Raw genomic sequence first — 19,083 nt, 5'->3', positions numbered from 1 at the left:
CCAGGCAGCCTAGAGTGGAACCGTGACAGGCCGCTGCCGAGCGGTCCCTCCATCAACCAACCGGAAAGGGAACTGAATGAACAAGGATCAGATTGAAGGCCGCATCGACCAGGCCAAGGGTAAGGTCAAGGAAGTGGCCGGCAAGGTCGTGAAAAGTGACAGGCTGAAGGCCGAAGGCCAGGTCGATCAGGCCGCGGGCAAGGTGCAGGCGACCTATGGCGACGCCAAGCAGTCCGTCAAGGACACCGCTCAGCGCACCGTTGACCGGATTTGACTGAAGAAAGGAAACACCATGAAACCCCAATTGAGCAAACCCTTGCTGGCCGCCTCTGCCGTGGCCGTTGCCCTCGCGCTCGGCGCCTGCGGCAAGAAGGTGGACGATGAGACCGTGGGCCAGAAGCTCGACTCATCGGTGAACAAGACCGAACAGATGGCCCGGGACACCACGACGGATGTCAAGCAGGGCATGTCCTCCGCGGGCACGGCGATCAAGGATGCCGCCCAGGATGCCCAGGCCGCCGTGAAGGACACCGGCGACAAAATTGCCGAGAAGCTGGATGACGCGACCATCACGGCCGAAGTCAATGCCGGTCTGGCCAAGGACGCGACGCTCAGCGCCATCAAGATCAACGTGGACACCCGCGATGGCAAGGTGACGCTCAAGGGCCCTGCGCCCACCGCCAATGCGCGGGACCGCGCGACCGAGATTGCCAAGGCCGTCAAGGGCGTGCAGTCGGTGGACAACCAGCTCACGGTCCAGTCAAGCTGAGTCGGGCGCGCAGCCGAAGATCAGGCAGGCCTTGGGGCCTGCCTTTTTTCATGCCTGCGCAGGGCTGCTGCGCACCGTCCCGATCAGGTCATGGACAAATCGCAGCTTGTCCAGCGCGCCGGGGCTCAGCGCGAAGGGGTAGGCGTCGTTCTGCCCCAGGCTGCGGTTCAGGCTGTTGAGCAGCAAGGTCACCGGAATCCACTGCGACACCAGTTGGTCGAAGTCCGGCAGCCCCGCGCCGAAGGGGTTGCTCACGCAGGCAGGTGCATCATTGCCGGAACCGGGAACAGCGACCTGCACGCCGTAGGACGCCGCTGTTTCCAGCAGGTCCACCATGTGCAGGTAGTGGGCCCAGGTTTCGGCCCAGTCCTCCCAGGGGTGAGAGGTGGCATAGGCACTCACATGGTGATGCTGCCACTGCAGCGTCTGGCCGCCCGCATAGTGGTCACGCAGGGCCTGCGCGTAATCAAGCGACTCGTCGCCGAAGATATCCCGGAATGCGGGCACCTGGCCACCGGCCAGCACCAGCCGGTCCCAGTAGTAGTGACCGGACTCGTGGCGCAGGTGACCCAGCAGGGTGCGGTAGGGCTCGTGCAGCGCCACCCGTCGGCGCGCGCGCTCGTCATCGTCGGCCTCTGCCACATTGAGGGTGATCACGCCATGGTAGTGGCCGGTGAGCACCGGTGCGGCGCCGGGCTGGTCCGCTAGAAATTCGAAGACCGGGCCCTCCATGCCAGGTGAGTCGGCAGAGGGGGACACCAGCCCGAGCCGCGCCAGCGTGTAGTAGAGGCGTCGCTTGGCGACTTCGATGCGGTACCAGCGCTCATGGTTCGCCGGCACGGACAGGTCCGGCAACACGCGTGTGAGCCGACAGGACACGCACAGGCTGTTCGTGTCCGTGGCGTTGACGGCAAAGTTGCAGGCCTGCAGCGCGGCGTGGTTGTGGCACAGGCGGTAGCGGCTCCCGGTCGCGCCAGGAGCTGCGTCCTCGCCAGGTACCCGCCACAGACCTGGCTCCTCGCCGGCAGCCGGTTCAATGGCCGCGAGCGCCAGCCGGTCCGGCAGAAAGGCAAGCGCGCAGCCGCAATGCAGGCAGGCCACGTTTTCAAAGAAAACGGGCTGCCCGCAATGGTCACAAAGAAAGATCCTCACCCTGCAGGATCAGGGGCGCACTTCGATGTTGTTGCGCACTTCACGCACGCCCTTGGTGTTGCGCGCGATGTACTCGGCCTGCGACTTCTCGGCGGCGGACTTGGCGAAGCCCGAAAGAGCCACCGTGCCGTTGAGTGTTTCCACGCTGATGGAGGTGGCTGCGACCGTCTTGTCCTTGGCGAACTTGGCCTTCACCGCCGTGGTGATGGCCGCGTCATCGACGTAGGCGCCGGTGGTTTCCTGGCCACGGACCACGGCGCAGCCGGTTCCGACGATGGTGATGCCGGCAAGGGCTGCAAATGCCATGGCGCGAATGTATTGGCTGGATTTCATGTTCTTCTCCTTCGGGTTGATGGATGGTGCTGCTTCAATCAAGGCCAGGGCGCGGCACCGCGCGTCCTGGCCCGGGGATGGGTGAGTGGTCGGGCATGAGGGGGCCGCTGAATCGGGGCGCGTTGCTCATGGTGTGCGGTCAACCGCGGAAGGGGGGGCGTCCTGGGAAAACAGCGAGATCAGCAGGGTGCTGAGGTCGGATGTCTTGAGTGTGGCGGCCACCAGGGCACCCAGCGAGATCAGGCGCCAGGGCCGAAGGACCACGGCGGCTGCCCCGACACTGGCGGCGACGCCGATCAACTGCAGGGGCTTGTCCTGCGCATAGGCTTGCAGTGCAGGGCGTGCGACCTGTGCTGCGGCATGGGCCGGATGATGGCGCCACCAGATGGAGAGTGTGCGTCGGGCCAGTCGCCACCAGCCGCCACGTGACGGAGCGCCATGGGTGGACGCCTCCTCGTCGGGCACCTGACCGGCCTGCGAAGGCCGATGTGGTGGACCTGGACGCTCGCCGCGCAACTGGCGCGCGATGGCTTCGCGGCTGGCTGCCAGGCTCTGGGCGGGCGTCATGCCTGTCCTCCAGCCTGGCGCAGGGTCGCTGCGTCGGCGTCCAGCTGTGATTTGAGTTCATTGAAGTGGTCCGCCGAAAGCGGCCGCCGCGCCTGGCGCAGGGCCACCAGGGCCAGCGCGAGACTGACCACGGGCACGGCCAGCAGCACCCAGTGAAACTGGGACATCAGGGTGCCGAGCATGAGCGCCGTGCCAGCCAGTACGCCGAAGACCGAGAAGCACAGAGCCGTGATCCCCCAGGCGATGGCCCGGCGCGCAACCTCGGCGCCGGCCGTGGAAGCCTCCTGCCGGACCAGCGCGGCATAGGCCGCGGCATGCTCAACCACCAGGTCAGGACGGTTGATGAACAGGGAGAACAACGGGTGGATCATGAGGACGTTGAGCGGACGTGCGGCCAGGGAATCAGCAGCGGTTGTGGCGGTTGTTGCGCGCGGCCATGAGCAGCGCTGCCAGCGCGGCGCCGGCCGCAGCGGCGATCAGCACCGACTTGACGGGCTGATCCGCCACATAGCGGCCCGTGGCCTCTGCGTAGTGGTTGAGCTGCTTCTGGACCTTGGCGGAGGCATCGGACGCGGCGTTGGCGCCGCGGCTGGCCAATTGCTGGGCACGCGAAGCGATGTGCTCGATGGCCGGTTCGATGTGACTGCGCAGGTCGCGCACGCCTTCGGCGGCCTTGTCCATCTGGTGATTGGCGAAGGCGCGTGTGTTGCCGACGGCTTCTTCAGCGGTCTGCATTACCTCGCCTGACAGCCGGCGTGCATCGGCGGCCGTGTCGTGGTTTGTCTTGCTGGCGGTGGTGTTGGTGGAGGGCATGTCGGTTCCTTGCTGGGTTGGGGGAAAGCCATGGGCGGGGAGCCTTCTGGCCGTGTCGATGCCGGGCTATCCCCGTCGCACGAGACTGATGACGAAACTGACCACGGCCATGATGGCGAAGATGAAGAACAGGATCTTGGCGATCTCCACCGCGCCGGCGGCGATGCCGCCAAAGCCAAACACGGCGGCGATGAGGGCAATCACCAGGAACACAACGGAATAGTGCAGCATGTGAATCTCCTTGCGGGGCGGAACTCCCGGGGTTGTCTGGCGAAACGTCTGCCGATTCGCCTGCTGCTAGGTTAAGGAGTCGGGGCGGCGTTGTTGATCAGCAGGGGGCCTGTGCCCTTGTCGGCATGCACGAGGCCGCCCTGTAGGAAGAGGCCCACCCGCGCCGGGCAGGGCCGCATGCCGGAACGCTCAGGCGCCGCCGCTCCTGGCGAAGCTGGTGATGGGCAGCACGCCCGTGATGCGCGTGCCTCCGCCCGGAGCTGACTGGACGGACAGCCGGCCGCCCGCAGCCTCCACGCGATGGCGCATGCCGGCCAGCCCGTGGGTGGAGGCCTTGACCAGCTTGGGGTCGAAACCCTGGCCGTTGTCGCTGATGCTGATCTCGATGTGGCTTTCGTAGCGACGCAGGCTGATCTCGACCTGGTTCGCCTGCGCGTATTTGCCGATGTTGGTGAGCGATTCCTGCACCAGACGGTAGACAGTCAGCTGCGCCGATTCGTCCAGCGTCACCTCCTCGAGCGCGGTGGCCACTTCCATGCCCGAGCGCTCGGCAAATTCGCGTGAGAGGATTTCGAGCGAGGCGTGCAGGCCCAGATTGGTGAGCGACGATGGTCGCAGGTCCTCGATGATGCGGCGCTTCAGGGCGATCCCCCGGTTCAGCGTTTCAGTCAGATGCTGCAGGCGCTCCAGCAGGTCGGCCGAGCCGGTGCTGCTCGTCAGCTTGGACTTGATGCGCGCCACATCCAGCTTGGCGGCCGTGAGCAGCGCACCCAGTTCATCGTGCAATTCACGGGCCAGGTGGCCGCGTTCCTGTTCGCGCACCTGCTGCAGGTGGGTGGCGAGCTCCGCCAGACTCGCGGTGCGTTCGCGGACCTGCAACTCCAGCAGGTCGCGCTCCTTTTGCAGGGCTTCCTTGCTGTGCTCGTCCGCAAGTTTGAGCGCATTGGTCTGGCGCAGGTACAGGTAGAACGCGAGCAGGCCGGCCGCCGCCACCGCCGCGATGCCGATGCGTGACAGCTTCAACGACCGGATCACCTGCGCCTGGCCCACCTCCATGCGTTGCGCCGTCGAGTCGATCAGGTGGGTGGCTTCGCCGCGGATCGCGTCCATGTGCTCCTTGCCGACGTCGGTCATGAGCACGAACTTCCACGCGTCCTCATTGCCCTGCTTGCGCATGCGAACGCTCAGGTCCATCTCGGCGAGCTTGCGCTGCACATTGCGACCCAACTGGGCCATCCGGGCAAGTTCCTCGGGAACCGGTGTGTAGAACTCGCGCAATTCGTCCATGGTCTGGCCGATGTCGCCCAGCGCGACGTTGTAGGGCTCGAGGTACCGCGGATCACCGGTGAGCAGATAGCCGCGCTGCCCGGTCTCGGCGTCCAGCATGTGCTGCAGCAGCTTGTTGAGCGAGCTGCGCGCGTCCGAGGCCCTGGAGATCGCGTTCAGGGCCTGGGTTGACTGGTCATAGCCGGTCTCGTTGATGACGAGCAGGATGCAGGTGGCCAGCAGCGCCAGGGGCAGGCTGATGGCCATCTTGGGCAGCGTCAGGGGCCTCTTCAAGGAAAACCAGGACATGAGGCCCTCCGCAGGAACGGTACTGTGAATAGAATCATGGACAACTCGGGTTGGCCGGTCTCAGGGCCGCCGACATGCCGGCATCCCGCCGCGAAGCAAACCACGGAAACGAAAAGACATGATCAAAGTCGGAATTGTGGATGACCACGCCATTGTGCGGACCGGACTCAAGCAGTTTTTCTCCGAGCAGGTGGATCTGCGTGTCGTGGGCGAAGCCGCGAGCGGCCGTGAAGCGATCGACCTCGTCCGCACTACGGAGCTCGACGTGCTGGTCATGGACCTGTCCATGCCAGGGCAAAGCGGCATCGACGCACTGGGCATGATCCGGGCCAAGGCGCCGGACGTCGGCATCCTGATCCTCAGCGGTTATCCCGAGGAGCACTATGCAATGAACCTGATCCGTCAGGGCGCGAGCGGCTACCTCAACAAGGAATGCGATCCCATGGAAATCGTCAACGCGATCCGCACGATCTCGCTGGGTCGCCGCTACATCTCCCCATCGGTGGCCGAGCTGCTGGCCCAGCAGCTGAACCGCAAGGAGGGGGGGGCGCCTCACGAGCATCTGTCGGAGCGCGAGTTCCAGGTCTTCCTGAAGCTGGCCAAGGGAGAAACGGCTGGCGACATTGCCAAATCGCTTTCGTTGAGCGTCAAGACGGTCAGCACCTATCGCACGCGCCTGATGGAAAAAATGAGCCTGGCATCGAACAGTGACCTCACGTATTACGCGCTCAAGAACAAGCTGATCGATTAATCCGCGACGCGGCACTGGTCGATGCAGTAATCGACCAGCGCATCGATCTCGTTGGATTTGTCAAAGACCGCGTCGGCGCCAAGTTGCGCGCATCGCTTGCGCATGTCGGCAGTGGCGTAGTTGCTCAGCACCACCAGTTTCTGGCCCGGCTGGCGCGAGCGGCAGGCTTCCAGCACACCCAGCCCGCTGCCCTGCTTCAAGAAGAGGTCCACGATGGCCAGTTCCCAGGGCTGGCCACTGCGGGTCAGCCATTCGCGCCCCTCGTCTTCCGTTTCCGAGAAACCCACCGCCTTGATGCATGTCAGCTCTTCGAGCGTACCAATCAGGTTCTCGCGAATGGTCGCATTGTCCTCAACGATATAGGTTCTCAGTTGCGGCATGGGTTGTTGCTCGAGCCGCAGGACGAGGGGACATGTTGAAGGTGGGCGCAAGGCCGCACTGCTGCGTGGGGAAAAGCTGACATCTGTATCGCAATGTATCGTTTTTGCTTGCGAAATTGTGCCAGTCGGTTCGTCGCCTCCGCGTAGGACGTTGCCTACAGTTGCCCGGCTTTACGTCGTGGCTCGCCGTGCTGTAGGTGCAGGCTGACGGTGGCTGCCGTAGGCCGCTGATGGCCCGGACCGGGTCCCGGCGCGAGACTCAGTCTCGGAGGGCAAGTTCTTGTCCTCGGGGACATTGTGATGAAGCCGTTTCTCAATTCCATCCTGATGGTTGCCGCCACGCTGGCATCGGCGGCTGCGGTGGCGTTCGGCGAACCCGCGCGGGCTGACCTGTTGCTCGCCAGTGCGGCGACGCAGGTGGTGTCGGCGTCGGGTCTGTTGCTGCCCGAACCCACCCGCGGCGCTGAAGCGGCGGGCCGGTGACCGAAGGATCGCCCCCCGAACCGCTGCGCTCGCGCGGTGGGCCAGGCCGGTGGTGGGCACGGGGCCTGGGCATCGTGGCGGCTGGCCTGGCCTTGTTCGTCCTCGCGATCTGGCTGCTTCCCTGGGACTGGATGCGCGGCCCTCTCAATCATTTCGTCAGTGAGCGCACGGGCCGCCATTTCGAGATCGTGCGACGGCTTGAGGTGCGTCCGGGCTGGACAACCCATGTGAGGATGGATGGGGTGGTCTTTGCCAACCCTGCCTGGGCCAGCGACCGCTTCCTGATCCGTGCCGAATCGGCTGAATTCGAACTCAGGCTGCTGCCATTGCTGGCCGGGCGGCTGGAGTTGCCCTCGCTGGTGCTGCATCAACCCGAACTCGGGCTGCAGATCGAGGCCGACGGCCGGCGCACCTGGGCGCTGGGGCGAGAGACCTCTGACCCCGGCAACGTGCCCAGGATCGGCTCGCTCACCATCGACGGCGGCACCCTGCACTATGTGGCTGCCGAGCAGGGCGCCGACATCCGGGCCGCGTTCGAGGCGCAGGAGCCTGACTCGACACTGCCGTTTCACTTTCAGGCCAAGGGGCATTGGAAGGGCCAGGCGGTGGCGGCCACCGGGCGCACCGGCAGCGTTCTGGCGCTGGAGGCGCCGCTGAACCAGCCCTTCCCGGTGCAGGTCAACGCGACGGCCGGGTCCACCAGCCTGCGTGCGACGGGCACGATCGCCAGCCTGGTGAGCGCCGATGGCCTTGATGCCGCCTTTGAACTGCAGGGTGCCAGCCTGGCCGATCTGTACCGGCTCGTGGGCGTCGTGTTGCCCGAGACACCGCGCTACGCCGTGCGTGGCCGGCTGAGCCGGCAGGGCGATACCTGGAGCGTCGGGGACGTGCGCGGCAGTCTGGGCCGGTCGGACCTTTCGGGCGAGCTGAGCTACGACCTGTCGGCGACTGTGCCCTTGCTGACGGGCTCACTTCGCTCAGCCAGGCTGGACTTTGACGATCTCGCACCCTTGGTGGGCCTGCCTGTGCAGCCCCGCAGCGCGGCAGCGCCCCTGCCGGCGCCACCCCCCACCGAGGGCGCCACGCCTGACCGGTCGGCGCCCGCCCGTCCCCAGGGCCGGGTGCTGCCGGTGGCCACGCTGGACCTGGAGCGTTTGAAGGCGATGAACGCCGACGTCCGGTACCGGGCGCTTGACATCACCCACGCCCATGCGCTGCCGCTGCAACGCGCGGACCTTCATGTGCATCTTCGCGACGGTGTTCTGGAACTGGATCCGCTGCAGATCGGCATTGCGGGGGGCGGCGTCGCCGGGCGATTGCGGATCAACGGCGCCACCAGCCCGGCCAAGGTGGTGGTCAATCTGGAAATGGAGGGGCTGCACCTGAACCAGTTGTTTCCCGCGGTGGAATCCACCCGCAGCAGCCTGGGACAGTTCAATGGCCGGATTGACCTGGCGGGCGACGGCAACAACGTGGCGCGGATGCTGGCCACCTCGTCGGGCAACGTGGCGATGCTGATGGGTGAGGGCGAGATCAGCAACCTGCTGCTCGAATTCGTGGGGCTTGATGGTGGCGAGATCATCAAGTTCCTGGTGGGTGGTGACCGCAATGTCAGGTTGCGCTGTGCGGCGGCTGCATTCGATGTTCGCCAGGGCGTGATGAGCAGCCGCGCCCTGGTGCTCGACACGGTTGACACCGTGGTCCAGGGCACCGGACAGATCAGCTTCGCGGACGAAACCCTGAACCTCGTCCTGCGCCCCCAGCCCAAGGACGCGAGCATCCTGAGCCTGCGCTCTCCACTGAAAATCCAGGGGAGCTTCGCGGCGCCCACGGCAGGGCCGGACAAGGCCGCGCTCGCGGGACGTGCCGGCGCCGCGGTGGCACTGGCCGCCATCAATCCCCTGCTGGCGCTTGCCGCCACGCTGGAAACCGGGCCGGGCAAGGATGTCAATTGCCTGAATGTGCTCAACCGGGCGGCGACACCTGCCATCTCGCACCGCACGCGCTAGGGGCTCAGGCGCCGCCGTGGCCGCAGACCGGGCAGCCTGGCTGGCGCGGCACGCGCACTTCGCTGAATGCCATGCTGCGGCCGTCGAGCATGAGCAGGCGGCCTGCCAGCGGTTCCCCGGTGCCCACCAGCAGCTTGAGCGCCTCGGCGGCCTGGATCGCGCCCATGATGCCCACCAGTGGCGCGAACACGCCCAGGGTTGCGCAGCGGGTTTCCTCGAAAGAGGCATCCGCGGGAAAAACGCAGGCATAGCACGGAGAAAGCGGGTCGCGGGGGTCGTAGACCGACACCTGGCCGTCGAACCGGATGGCGGCACCCGACACCAGGGGCTTGCGGTGAGCCACGCAGGCCGCATTGACCCGTTGGCGGGTCAAAAAATTGTCGCTGCAGTCCAGCACCAGATCGACCCCGGGGAGCAGGTCATCCAGCAGTGCGGCGTCGGCACGCGCCACCACCGCGTCGACCACCACGTCGGGGTTGATGGCGGCAATCGCCGCCCTGGCCGAGCCGGCCTTGGGTTCACCGAGCCGGGACATGTCATGGGCGACCTGGCGCTGCAGGTTGGTGAGGTCCACCTCGTCATCGTCCACCAGCGTGATGTGGCCAACCCCGGCGCTGCCCAGGTACAGCGCCACGGGAGAGCCCAGCCCGCCGGCCCCGATCACCAGCACCCGCGCTTCCAGGATGCGCTGCTGGCCTTCGATTCCGATCTCGTCCAGCAGGATATGGCGCGAGTAGCGCAGCAGTTGGTCGTCGGTCATGGGGGTGATTGTGGCCGCAATGAAAAAGGCCGGATCCGCGCAGCGGATCCGGCCCTGGCCAGGGCGTGGAAGATCAGTTTTCCTTCTTTTCTTCCTTGCGCTCGACCATGGTCTTGCTGATCAGGACCGGACGGCCCTTGAGCTGGTTCAGCGCCTGGGCCAGCTGAAAGTCCTTGTCACCGCCGAACTCGGGAATCTTGCGCTCCTGGGGGGCCTTGCGGGCTTCTTCCTCGAGCTTCTTGCGGGCTTCCTCGCGCGCCTTTTCACGGGCCTCGTCCTTGACTTCGGCGCCCTGGCCGCTGTTGAGGTGCTTCTCGAGATCGGCCTCGCGGGTGCGCAACGCGGCGAAGAGGTTGCCCTCCTCGGTCTCATCAACCATCACGTCCGGCAGGATGCCCTTGGCCTGGATCGACTTGCCGCTGGGCGTGTAGTAACGGGCGGTGGTGAGCTTGAGGCCGGTGTCCGGGCCCAGCGGACGAACCGTCTGGACCGAGCCCTTGCCGAAGGTCTGGCTGCCCAGAATGGTCGCCCGCTTGTGGTCCTGAAGGGCCCCGGCCACGATCTCACTCGCCGATGCCGAGCCTTCATTGACCAGAACCACCAGGGGCACCGACTTGAGGGCCGCCGGCAGGCGCTTGAGCGGATCGACACCGTTGCCGCGCTGGTAGAACTCCGGCGAGGCCTTGTAGGTGAACTTGCTTTCGGCGAGCTGGCCGTTGGTGGAGACCACGGTCACGTTGTCAGGCAGGAACGCCGCGGACACCGCGACGGCGGCGTCCAGCAAGCCTCCGGGGTCGTTGCGCAGGTCCAGCACCAGGCCCTTGAGGTGGGGTTCCTTCTGGTAGATGTCGGTGAGCTTGCGCGCGAAATCCTCCACCGTGCGCTCCTGGAACTGGCTCAGGCGAATCCACGCATAGCCGGGTTCGATCACCTTGGCCTTGACGGATTGCGTCTTGATTTCCTCGCGGGTGATCGTGACCGGGAAGGTGCGGTTCTCGTCCTTGCGGTAGATGGTGAGGAGGACCTTGGTGTTGGCCTCGCCGCGCATGCGCTTGACCGCTTCGGTCAGCGAGAGGCCCTTGACCAGGGTCTCGTCAATCTTGGTGATCAGGTCATTGGGCTTGAGGCCGGCCCGGAAGGCAGGCGAGCCTTCGATCGGTGAAACCACCTTGACCAGGCCGTCTTCCTGCGAAATCTCGATGCCCACGCCCACGAAGCGGCCGGAGGTGCCCTCGCGGAATTCCTTGAAGGACTTTTTGTCGAAGTACTGAGAGTGCGGGTCCAGGCTCGACACCATGCCCGAAATGGCGTCCGAGATCAGCTTTTTCTCGTCCACGGGCTCGACGTAGTCGCTCTTGACCATGCCGAACACGGCGGCGAGTTGCTGAAGCTCTTCCAGCGGCAGTGGCGCCAGCGATCCGCGGGCGACCGTCTGCAGCGACACCGTGGTCAAGGCGCCCGCCAGCGCTCCGACCGTGATCCAACCCGCTATCTTGAGTTTGTGGCTCATAAAACTAAGTCCTCTTGACTTCAATATACACCGACCCAGACGGTGAGACGCCCAGGTTGGCCCGCAGTTCCAGAGGAGGGGGCGGAATTGAGGGAAAGTACCGGGATTTACCCGGCCTTTACGCCTTGATGCGCCGGTGGCTCAGGGCTTTTCCCTGGGCGTCCCGCGTCTCAGCCCCGGCCTTGGGAGGCCACGGCGGCGGCCGCCTTCGCCACGGCCTGTTCATCGCCCAGGTAGTCGTGGCGCAGGGGACGCAGATCGGCGTCGAGCTCATAGACCAGGGGCGTGCCGTTGGGAATGTTGAGCCCGACGATATCGTCATCCGAAATGCCGTCCAGGTACTTGACCAGCGCGCGGATGGAATTGCCATGCGCGGCAACCACCACGCGCTGGCCTGACCGGATGGCCGGCGCGATGGCTTCGTTCCAGAAAGGCAGCACGCGCGCCACGGTGTCTTTGAGGCATTCGGTCAGCGGGACCTGGCCGGGTGCCAGGTGCGCATAGCGGATGTCCGCGCGCTCGCAGCGTGGATCGGTGGGCTCGAGCGCGGGCGGCGGCGTGTCGTAGCTGCGGCGCCAGGCGAGCACCTGATCGTCACCGAATTTCTTTGCGGTTTCGGCCTTGTTCAACCCTTGCAGCGCCCCGTAGTGGCGCTCGTTGAGGCGCCAGCTGTTGACCACGGGCAGCCAGGTGCGGTCCATTTCGTCCAGGCAATGCCAGAGGGTGTGGGTGGCCCGCTTGAGCACGCTGGTGTAGGCCTGGTCGAACTCATACCCTTCGGCCCGCAGCAGCCGCCCCGCGCTTCTGGCCTGTTCGATGCCGGTGTCGGTCAGCGGCACATCGGTCCAGCCGGTAAAGCGGTTCTCGAGGTTCCAGGTGGATTCGCCGTGGCGGATGAGGACGAGTTTGTGCATGAAGGGTCGCAAAAACAGGGCGCAATGGCCGGTTGAAAGGAAGGGATGAGCCCTGCATTCTAAAATCCCTGCTTTTGCCGTTCGGTCACTGGAAAGGTTTGACGTGAAATTCATTGTGGACAACTGGACGCTGATTGCGGTGGCGCTGGCCTCCGGGACGATGCTGGCCTGGCCCCTGCTCGCGGGCGGGCTGGCTGGCGGCACCCTCACGGCCAATGGCGCCGTGCAGCTGATCAACCGTGAAAAGGCCGTGGTGGTCGACGTGAGCGAGGCCGAGGAATTTGCGGCGGGCCACGTGGGTGGCGCGAAGAACGTGCCGGTGGGGCAGTTCGAGCAGCGTCTGCCCGAGGTGGTCAAGAACAAGGGCCTGCCCGTGATCCTGGTCTGCGCGACGGGCGCGCGGGCCAACCGGGTGCTGGCCCAGGCCAGGAAGCTGGGCTATGAAAAAGCCCAGGTGCTGCAGGGCGGCCTCAAGACCTGGAAAGAGGCCAATCTCCCGCTCGAAAAAGCCTGAGGCCAACCGGACTCCACCATGCAGACTGTGAAGATGTACACCACGGCCGTTTGCCCCTACTGCATCCGCGCCAAGCAGATTCTCAAGGGCCGGGGGGTCGAGCAGATCGAGGAGATCCGTGTCGACATGCAGCCTGAAGAGCGCCTGAAGATGATGGAAATCACCGGGCGGCGCAGCGTGCCGCAGATTTTCGTGGGCGAGACCTATGTCGGGGGTTGCGACGATCTGATGGCCCTGGACAGCCGCGGCGCTCTGGTGCCGCTTTTGAACGGATAATCTCCGCATCGCGACAGGCCCGCGTGGGAGCATTTCCAGGCGGGCCTTGTCTTTCCGAATTTCGTTTTTTGAACTGAAAGAGTGCCATGGCCGAAGCGCAAGATCCCGTGTTCCAGATTCAACGTGTTTACCTCAAGGAAGCGTCGCTGGAGCAGCCCAATTCCCCGCAAATCCTGCTGGAGCAGGAAGCGCCCGTGGTCGACATCCAGCTGGGCGTGGACGCCGTGCCCGCCGCCGAAGGCATTTATGAAATTGCCGTGACGGCCACGGTGCAGGCCAAGATCAAGGACAAGACGGTGTTCCTGGTGGAGGTCAAGCAGGCTGGCATCTTCGAGATCCGCAACCTGCCCGAGGACCAGATGGGCCAGATCATCGGCATCGCCTGCCCGCAGATCGTTTACCCGTACCTGCGTGGCAATGTGTCCGACATCATCACCCGGGCTGGCTTTCCGCCCGTGCATCTGGCCGAAATCAACTTCCAGGCCATGCATGAACAACAGCAGGCGCAAGCCGCTGCCGCCGCCGAGGCCGATGCACCGCGCATCGTCACCCAGTAAGTTTTCAGACCCTTTGGGCCTGCAGTCCGCCAGCATCGGGCACTGCGTGCTATGAAAATCATAGTAATCGGCGCCGGTGCCTGGGGCACGGCGCTGGCCGTGAGTGCCGCTTCGCGGCACGCGGTCACGCTCTGGGCGCGTGATGCGGCGCAGGCGGCGGCCATGGCCGCGCAGCGCGAGAACGCGCGCTATCTCCCCGGTGTGCCCCTGCCCGCCGCGCTCGCGGTGACGGGTGAACCGGTCCAGGGGCTGTCTTCCCTGGTCCGCGAGCATGACCTGGTGGTCATTGCCACACCCATGTCCGGCCTGCGCGGCATGCTGGGCCTGTTGCGCGACTGCGGCCTGCCCGTGGCATGGCTGTGCAAGGGCTTTGAGAGTCCACAGGCCGGTCACGATGGGCTGCTGTCCCATGAAGTCCTGGCCCAGGTCGCGCCCGGGCTGGCGGCTGGCGCGCTCAGTGGACCCAGTTTTGCGCAGGAGGTGGCGCGCGGCCAGCCCTCCGCCCTGGTGGCGGCCAGCGAGCATGCGGCGGTTCGCCAGGCGCTGGTCGCGGCGTTTCACGGCCCTTCGTTGCGGGTGTATGCCAACGACGACCTGGTGGGCGTGGAAACGGGGGGCGCGGTCAAGAACGTGCTCGCCATCGCCACCGGACTGTGCGATGGCCTGGGGCTGGGGCTCAATGCCCGGGCCGCCCTGATTACGCGCGGACTGGCCGAAATGACACGGCTGGGTCTGGCCCTGGGAGCGCGCGCCGACACCTTCATGGGCCTGTCGGGCCTGGGCGACCTGGTGCTCACGGCCACCGGTGACCTGAGCCGCAACCGGCAGGTGGGTCTGCTGCTGGCCCGGGGCCAGACGCTGCAGCAGGCGGTGCAGTCGCTGGGCCATGTGGCTGAGGGTGTGTACTGCGCCCGCACCGTGGTGCAGCGGGCGCGGCATCTGGGCTTGCAGATGCCGATTGCGCAGTCGGTGGTGTCGCTGCTTGACGGCCAGCTGGACCCGCGCACGGCCGTGGCCGAATTGATGGGGCGTGACCCCGTCGCTGAATCCGCCTGAAGCCTCCCGCTACGAACCCGACGCCGACACATTGCAAACGACGGTGACGGTGACCTGCCCGCCCGCGGGCAGGGAGGGGATGGGGAAGCCGCTTTGCAGCGTGGCGACCGGGACCGTCGGACTTCCGCATGAGGCGCCACCGCTCGCCGTGCAACTGGCCGCGCTGGTACACGACAGGCCGGTCACGGCCGGGTCAGTGAGCACACTGTTGTCGGCCGGCGAAGGGCCCGCATTGCCCACCGTGATGGCGTAGGCCGTCGTGCTGCCCGAGGCCACCGTGGCCGTGCCATTGCTCTTGCCGATGGTCACATTGACCAGGCCCTTCACGTTGTCGATGTCCTGCGCGTTGTTGTTCGCGAGGTTGCTGTCGGTCAGCCCCGGGGGCAGCTGCAGCGCCACCGTGCTGGTCACCTGCCCCTGCAGCGCGGTGATGGAGGCGGTGATGGTGAAGGTCACCGTGGTGCCGGCCGGCAGCGCCGGGATGGTCAGGCCCGCGCCCTCGATGCCCCCCACGGTGGTGGACACCGGGCACAGCGCGCCCGTGCCCGTTGCCTGGCAGGCGATGTCCAGCTTGCTCAGTCCGGGCTCGACCGGGTCCTTGACGATCACGCCGTCGGCCGCGCCGGGGCCGTTGTTGGCCACGGTGAGGATGTAGCTGGTGGTCGAGAGCGTGACCACGGTGGTTGTGTTGTCGGTCTTGGTGACCACCGGGTCGGCATTGGGCGCGCACTCGCGCAGCGCGATCTGGGCGCTGGCAAAACTGTCGCCATTGGTGCCGGTGCGCGTGTCCCACAGGGCCAGCACCACCGAGGTCACGCTGGCGGTGAAGGTGCGCTGCTGCATGGACCACACATCGCCGCCACCCAGCGTTTCCAGCGGATAGCTGTCGGAACCTCCCAGGGTCTGGGTGGTCGGCCCCGATGTCAGCCGGAACTCGATGCGGGGCTGGGCCGTGGCCGTGGTGTTGCCCGGCACGATGGCGTTGGAGCCGTAGTACAGCCACGTGTAGGTGCGGCCCACGGTCAGGCCATTGACGGTCTGGGACCAGATCCGGTAGGCCGCGCCGGTGTTGTTGCCGTTGTTGTAGAGCCAGGTGGTGGCGCCCGCCACGCCGCGGCTCACGTCGCCGGGAAAGGGGTTCTGGACAATCAGGCCTCCGTAGTTGCGCGCGCCGGACTGGATGCCCACCCCCGTGTCGGGCACGTTGGTGTTCAGCGGGTACTGGCTCACCCCCGCGCCCAGGCCGGCTCCGGTGTCGGAGAAATCGCCGTTGGTCACCAGGTTGGCGGCCTGTTCGGTGGTGCCGGCCGGGCAGATGCCGGCGGCGGTCACCACCGTGGTGTTGGCCACGCCCACGGCGTCGCTGTCGCTGGCGCTGTTGTTGCCCGGGTTGGGGTCGGTCAGCCCGGCGGGCGGCGTGATCGTTGCCGTGTTGATCACCGACCCGCTGACGGCAGTCACCTGGGCGTTGAGGTCGAAGGTCACGGTGCTGCCGGCGGGCAGGGTGGGGATGGCGATGCCCGCTTCGAACGTGGCTGTGGTCAGGCCGCCGGGGCAGATGGCGCCGCCCGCGGCGAGGCAGCTCACGCCCAGCTTGGTCAGGCCTGCGGCCGCCGGGTCGGCGATGGTCGTGCCATCGGCCGCCGAGGGCCCCGGATTGGCGACCACGATCGCATAGCCGGTCACACCGCCCGAGGTCACGGTCGCCACACCGTTGGACTTGGTGACGGACACGTCGGCCACGGGCACCGAGATCACGGTGTCCGCCGTGGCCTGGTTGTTGGCCGGCGAGGGATCGGTGAAGCCGGGCGTGATCGTGGCCGTTGCGGTGTTGGTGACCGTGGCCGCGCTGGCGGCGGTGCCGTCAATCTGGATGCGCAGTTGCGCACCGCTGTCGATCTGGATGCGCGGCAGCGTGACGGTATTGCCGCTGCCCGCGGCGCCCGTGCCCGCACCCGCGGTGTCGCAGTCGGCGCTGCCGCTGGTCACGGTGCAGACCCAGGTCACGGTGCCGATTGCCGCGGGAACGAGGTCGCTCACGGTCACGCTGCCACCCAGGTTGGCGGGGCCTGCGCTGGTCAGCGTGAGCACATACTGCACGGCGTCACCCGTCTCAACCGCCGGCGGCCCGGTCTTGGTCAGCGCCAGGTCGGCCGAGGTCGCGGGGGCGCCGGCCACCACGATGTCCTCCTGCGTGCTCGACCCGGCCGCGTAGTTGCTGCCCCCCACCGTGTTGCCGGCAGCGTCGAGGCCGCCCGGGCTGACGCTGGCATTGATGCCGGCCAGCGCGGCCACGCCGCTGTTGCGCGTGGGGTCGGTGAATGCCACCGTGGCGGGGTTGTTGTAGGTGCCCGATGTTGCGCTGTTGAGGCTGACATTGAAGGTCAGCGTGAGGCTGCCGCCCGGGTCCAGCGTGAAGCCGTTGGCGGGATCTCCGGGCGAGCCCAGGGCGAGCGTGGAGGTGCCGCCGACCGCGAGCGGCGAGCCCGGCCCCGAGGCGCCTGCGCCGTAACTGACCACCGCCGTGGTGCCGCTGAGCGTGAAAGGCGGGGGCAGGGCGTCGGCCAGTGACACGCCATAGGCCGTGCCGGCCGTCGCGGCGTTGGACAGGCTGATGGCGTAGCTTGCGCTGGTGTCCGGCGGCACCGTTCGCGAGGGGGTGCTGGTGCGCTTGGCCACCGTCAGCAGAGGTTCGCATTCATAGCCGGGCCTGGCGCCATCGATGGCGGCCGACGATATCGAGGTCGCACTGTTGCCGGCATCCCCGGGCCGCGCCTGCATGTTGCCCGAAAAGCCCTGGGACAGGTCTTCGCGTGACTTTCCATTGGCGCCACCCGCCAGATCGAGCAGCCCCAGCGAGGCGTTGGAATACACCGCACCGCCGCCACCGCCGCCGCCTGGTCCTTCGCGCTCGCCGGTGCAGCAGCCGCCTGTCTGCACGCCATTGGGCGGTGCAAAGGGCAGGCTGTTGGTGTTGAGGTTGGAGTCCGCACCCTCGCCGCCGCGGGCCTGCACCGAGACACTGCCGTGGCCGCTCCCTGCGATCACCAGCACTGAGCCGCCGGCGCCGCCACCGCCGCCGGCGTCCTGCCCCACGTCGGAATCCCAGCCGCGCTGGCCGTCGCTGCGCAACAGGCCCGATCCGATGAAGCCGCCCGCGCGGACCACGATGATGCCGCCCCCGTTGCCGCCCGAGCCGCGCGGGCTGGTGCCATCGTTCAGGCTGCCGGAGCCACCGCCGCCGCCCATGAAGATGTGGGTGGGCAGCAGCACGCCATCCTGCGGCGAGCGGGCCCCGCCATAGCCGCCGGTGTCCAGCAGGCCGTCGCCATCGTAGGTCTGTCCGCCGTTGCCGCCTTGCCCGCCGTTGCCACCCCCGCCGCCGGCCGCGTTGTGGGAATTGCCGCCGCCGCCGGCATTGCCCGGCGCGCCGCGCAGGAAGTCTCCGTTGGGGTAGCCGCCCGCCGTGCCATTGTTGATGAAGGTGGGCGCGGCGTCGCTGAAGCGTGTGCCACTGTTGTAGCCGCCCGCGGTGGAGGTCTGCACGTACTGCGGCGTGCCGGCCATGCCCTCGCCCTTGCTGCCGCCGTCGGCCGTGTTGTTGCCGCGGTAGAGCAGGGTGCCTGACGGGAACGTGGAGTTGTTGTTGCCCTGCACGCCACCGCGGAACCCGCGGCTGGAGGCATCGATGTGGGGCCCGGCGCCGGTGAACGTCAGCTTGCCGGCCACGTCGATCGCGACCACACCGCCCACCAGCCCGTCCCACGGCAGGGGCACCACGGGGCTGGCTGCGTTGATGGTGGCGCTCGGGTACTGGGGCACGCGGATGACCTGGTAGGCCCGGCGGCGGGTGCTGCCCGTGTTTTGGGTGTAGTCGTTGGCAAGGGGCGGCGTGAAGGTGATGTTGTTGCCCGCCACCGCTGTCACCCGAAGGAACTGGTAGGCCCCGGCATTGTTGAGGTTGGTGTAGCCGTTGGCCTGCGACACCGAGCTGAATGGCCGGCTGTTGTTGGTGCCCACGCCGTCGCCGTAGCGCTCGTCGTTGCTGGTGTTGAGGCTGGCGCCCTGCATCTGGATGATCAGCAGCAGGTCGCCCACGGCCACGGCGCCGGCAGCTCCGGATGCGGCGCCGAGCGTGAGCGTGGTGTTGCCCGCGGCACGGTTGCCGTTGCCCTGGTGGTAACGGTTGACGATGCCCGAGAGCGTGCCGGGTGCGTCCTTGCCGGGGGCCGCACAGACCTGGGCCCGGGCCACCAGCGGAATTCCCAGGCCAAGCAGCCACAGGGCCAGCAGCAAGCGTTGCACGAGGCGGTGCGCCCGGTCTGGTCGCCGGGCTGACGCAAGGCCCCCACCGGCTGCACCGGTCACCTGCGGACCCGATGAAGAATCGGGGTAGTACATTCGGACAATAGTAACTGAATGAAACCGACTTG

At 66.8% G+C, this 19,083-nt stretch carries 20 protein-coding genes and 1 pseudogene; 9 read left to right on the top strand and 12 right to left on the bottom strand.

All coding sequences use genetic code 11. The annotated features are described in order from the left end of the window. The first annotated feature begins 76 nt into the window (after positions 1-76). Positions 77-274, top strand: a complete 198-nt coding sequence (locus KF796_17910) for a CsbD family protein (protein ID MBX3588508.1) — start codon at positions 77-79, stop codon at positions 272-274. Between the two features lie 18 nt (positions 275-292). Next, the gene (locus KF796_17905; GenBank protein ID MBX3588507.1) at positions 293-769 is read left to right on the top strand and encodes a BON domain-containing protein; all 477 of its coding nucleotides are present in this window, start codon (positions 293-295) and stop codon (positions 767-769) included. A 48-nt stretch (positions 770-817) separates the two neighbouring features. Here the strand turns inward: KF796_17905 and KF796_17900 are convergent, their stop codons facing one another. The 7 genes from KF796_17900 to KF796_17870 all read right to left on the bottom strand — a co-directional run bounded on the left by KF796_17900 (position 818) and on the right by KF796_17870 (position 5,398). Beyond that, a complete protein-coding gene (locus KF796_17900; GenBank protein ID MBX3588506.1) occupies positions 818-1,921 on the bottom strand; it encodes a putative zinc-binding peptidase in 1,104 nt (367 codons plus the stop codon). 9 nt (positions 1,922-1,930) lie between these two features. Then, entirely contained in the window at positions 1,931-2,254 is a 324-nt protein-coding gene (locus KF796_17895) for a BON domain-containing protein (GenBank protein MBX3588505.1), read from the bottom strand. Positions 2,255-2,380: 126 nt separating this feature from the next. Further along, positions 2,381-2,821, bottom strand: a complete 441-nt coding sequence (locus KF796_17890) for a hypothetical protein (protein ID MBX3588504.1) — start codon at positions 2,819-2,821, stop codon at positions 2,381-2,383. After that, positions 2,818-3,192 (bottom strand): phage holin family protein, encoded by a 375-nt coding sequence (locus KF796_17885; protein MBX3588503.1) that lies wholly within the window; start codon positions 3,190-3,192, stop codon positions 2,818-2,820. Before KF796_17885 ends, KF796_17890 begins: the two co-directional genes overlap by 4 nt. 31 nt (positions 3,193-3,223) lie before the next feature. Then, on the bottom strand, positions 3,224-3,556 hold the full coding sequence (locus KF796_17880) for a hypothetical protein (GenBank protein ID MBX3588502.1): 333 nt from the start codon (positions 3,554-3,556) through the stop codon (positions 3,224-3,226). Between the two features lie 144 nt (positions 3,557-3,700). Beyond that, complete coding sequence (locus KF796_17875) at positions 3,701-3,865, bottom strand: DUF1328 domain-containing protein (GenBank protein ID MBX3588501.1); 165 nt, start codon at positions 3,863-3,865, stop codon at positions 3,701-3,703. 189 nt (positions 3,866-4,054) lie between these two features. Continuing rightward, positions 4,055-5,398, bottom strand: coding sequence for a CHASE3 domain-containing protein (locus tag KF796_17870; protein ID MBX3588500.1), 1,344 nt, complete (start codon positions 5,396-5,398; stop codon positions 4,055-4,057). Between the two features lie 160 nt (positions 5,399-5,558). Here KF796_17870 and KF796_17865 point away from each other — a divergent pair, with 160 nt between their 5' ends. Continuing rightward, on the top strand, positions 5,559-6,191 hold the full coding sequence (locus KF796_17865; protein MBX3588499.1) for a response regulator transcription factor: 633 nt from the start codon (positions 5,559-5,561) through the stop codon (positions 6,189-6,191). On the opposite strand, the gene KF796_17860 is transcribed toward KF796_17865, so the two are convergent. Then, complete coding sequence (locus KF796_17860) at positions 6,188-6,571, bottom strand: response regulator (protein MBX3588498.1); 384 nt, start codon at positions 6,569-6,571, stop codon at positions 6,188-6,190. The two genes, KF796_17865 and KF796_17860, sit on opposite strands and share 4 nt — an antisense overlap. 300 nt (positions 6,572-6,871) lie before the next feature. Here KF796_17860 and KF796_17855 point away from each other — a divergent pair, with 300 nt between their 5' ends. Then, positions 6,872-7,054, top strand: a complete 183-nt coding sequence (locus KF796_17855; protein ID MBX3588497.1) for a hypothetical protein — start codon at positions 6,872-6,874, stop codon at positions 7,052-7,054. Positions 7,055-7,128: 74 nt separating this feature from the next. Beyond that, positions 7,129-9,063 (top strand): annotated as a pseudogene (locus KF796_17850) (AsmA family protein). A 4-nt stretch (positions 9,064-9,067) separates the two neighbouring features. Here KF796_17850 and moeB read toward each other — a convergent pair. From moeB to gpmA, 3 genes are all read right to left on the bottom strand, one after another. Next, positions 9,068-9,823 (bottom strand): molybdopterin-synthase adenylyltransferase MoeB, encoded by a 756-nt coding sequence (gene moeB / locus KF796_17845; protein ID MBX3588496.1) that lies wholly within the window; start codon positions 9,821-9,823, stop codon positions 9,068-9,070. Positions 9,824-9,896: 73 nt separating this feature from the next. Continuing rightward, positions 9,897-11,333, bottom strand: coding sequence for a PDZ domain-containing protein (locus KF796_17840; GenBank protein ID MBX3588495.1), 1,437 nt, complete (start codon positions 11,331-11,333; stop codon positions 9,897-9,899). Between the two features lie 170 nt (positions 11,334-11,503). Beyond that, entirely contained in the window at positions 11,504-12,247 is a 744-nt protein-coding gene (gene gpmA / locus KF796_17835) for a 2,3-diphosphoglycerate-dependent phosphoglycerate mutase (GenBank protein ID MBX3588494.1), read from the bottom strand. A gap of 103 nt (positions 12,248-12,350) precedes the next feature. On the opposite strand from gpmA, the gene KF796_17830 reads away from it, so the two are divergent. The 4 genes from KF796_17830 (at position 12,351) to KF796_17815 (ending at position 14,650) form a co-directional block, all read left to right on the top strand. Then, on the top strand, positions 12,351-12,761 hold the full coding sequence (locus KF796_17830) for a rhodanese-like domain-containing protein (GenBank protein ID MBX3588493.1): 411 nt from the start codon (positions 12,351-12,353) through the stop codon (positions 12,759-12,761). An 18-nt stretch (positions 12,762-12,779) separates the two neighbouring features. Continuing rightward, complete coding sequence (grxC, locus tag KF796_17825; protein MBX3588492.1) at positions 12,780-13,037, top strand: glutaredoxin 3; 258 nt, start codon at positions 12,780-12,782, stop codon at positions 13,035-13,037. A gap of 86 nt (positions 13,038-13,123) precedes the next feature. Continuing rightward, a complete protein-coding gene (gene secB, locus KF796_17820; GenBank protein MBX3588491.1) occupies positions 13,124-13,594 on the top strand; it encodes a protein-export chaperone SecB in 471 nt (156 codons plus the stop codon). A 51-nt stretch (positions 13,595-13,645) separates the two neighbouring features. Then, positions 13,646-14,650, top strand: coding sequence for an NAD(P)-dependent glycerol-3-phosphate dehydrogenase (locus KF796_17815; protein ID MBX3588490.1), 1,005 nt, complete (start codon positions 13,646-13,648; stop codon positions 14,648-14,650). A gap of 9 nt (positions 14,651-14,659) precedes the next feature. Here the strand turns inward: KF796_17815 and KF796_17810 are convergent, their stop codons facing one another. Then, positions 14,660-18,955, bottom strand: coding sequence for a DUF11 domain-containing protein (locus tag KF796_17810; protein ID MBX3588489.1), 4,296 nt, complete (start codon positions 18,953-18,955; stop codon positions 14,660-14,662). Between the last annotated feature and the right edge of the window lie 128 nt (positions 18,956-19,083).

Source organism: Ramlibacter sp., assembly GCA_019635435.1.
Taxonomy (GTDB): Bacteria; Pseudomonadota; Gammaproteobacteria; order Burkholderiales; family Burkholderiaceae_C; genus JAHBZM01.
This window is presented reverse-complemented; position numbering and strand designations above follow the sequence as displayed.